Annotated in this window: 1 protein-coding gene; it reads right to left on the minus strand. The window is 48.9% G+C overall.

Going from position 1 to position 1,328, the window contains the following annotated elements:
- Window positions 1-20: 20 nt before the first annotated feature.
- Window positions 21-1,328: pyruvate kinase (pyk, locus tag R7P72_RS24635; protein ID WP_318110917.1), on the minus strand; the 1,308-nt coding region annotated here is incomplete at its 5' end.

A 1,328-nucleotide genomic window follows, 5' to 3' on the forward strand; every position in this document is an offset into this window, starting at 1 on the left:
CCCTTAGCATTTCTATTACGTTAGACTGGCAGAATACGCATGCAGTTGGTTGAACCAACGACGTCCATCACGTCACCTTGAGTGATGATCACTAAGTCACCTTCATGTAGGTAACCTTGATCTTTGAGGCTGGAAATTGCGGCTTGAGCGGTTGGTAAGCCCGCATCGCATTTCGCATCAAAGTACACTGGCGTTACGCCACGATATAACGCTGCGCGGTTGAGCGTCGATTCGTTACGCGATAAAGCAAAAATCGGCAAACCAGAGCTTAGGCGTGACATCATCAAAGCTGTTCTTCCTGACTCTGTTAACGCAATCATCGCTTTGATGCCTTCCATGTGGTTCGCTGAGTACATGGTTGCCATTGCAATGGTCTCTTCTGCTGTTTCAAAGGTGCGGTCGAGACGGTAGGTCGATAGACTTGCTTCAGACATCTTTTCTGCGCCAATACAGACATCCGCCATTGATTTCACGGTCTCTACCGGATATTGACCGGCAGCGGTCTCTCCAGACAGCATCACGGCATCGGTGCCATCCAAAACAGCGTTTGCTACGTCCATGACTTCTGCACGCGTTGGCATTGGGCTATTGATCATCGATTCCATCATTTGAGTTGCAGTAATGACGACGCGGTTCAAACTGCGAGCTCGACGAATGAGTTTTTTCTGAACACCGATCAGCTCAGGATCGCCAATCTCAACCCCTAAATCGCCGCGAGCGACCATCACGACGTCAGAAGCTAGGATGATATCGTCAATCGACTCGCTCGTGGCGACGGTTTCTGCACGTTCTACTTTTGCGACGAGTTTTGCTTCTAAGCCGGCATCCCGGGCCAAGCGTCTGGCATAGTGCATGTCCTCGCCATTGCGTGGGAAAGAAATGGCCAAATAGTCGACCTTAATTTCTGCGGCTGTGATGATGTCAGCTTTGTCTTTTTCCGTGAGTGCATCGGCTGATAAGCCACCGCCTTTTTTGTTGATGCCCTTGTTGTTGGATAATGGACCACCAACGGTCACACGGGTATGGACTTTATTTCCTTCTACGCTGGTGACTTGCAATTGAACTCTGCCATCATCAAGCAGTAGAATGTCGTTCGGTGAAACATCTTGAGGCAGTTCTTTGTAATCCAAACCAACGGATTCTTGGTTCCCTTCGCCTTTTGGTAAGTCGCTATCTAGTGTGAATTTATCGCCGACTTTGAGTGTGATTTTACCGTCTTTAAAGGTCGAAACACGAATTTTAGGTCCCTGTAAATCGCCAAGAATGGCAACCTGACGCCCTAATCTTGCGGCAATCGCGCGTACTTTTTTAGCGCGTTGAATGTGGTC

Source organism: Vibrio sp. Vb0888, assembly GCF_033338835.1.
GTDB classification, from domain to species: Bacteria; Pseudomonadota; Gammaproteobacteria; order Enterobacterales; family Vibrionaceae; genus Vibrio; species Vibrio alginolyticus.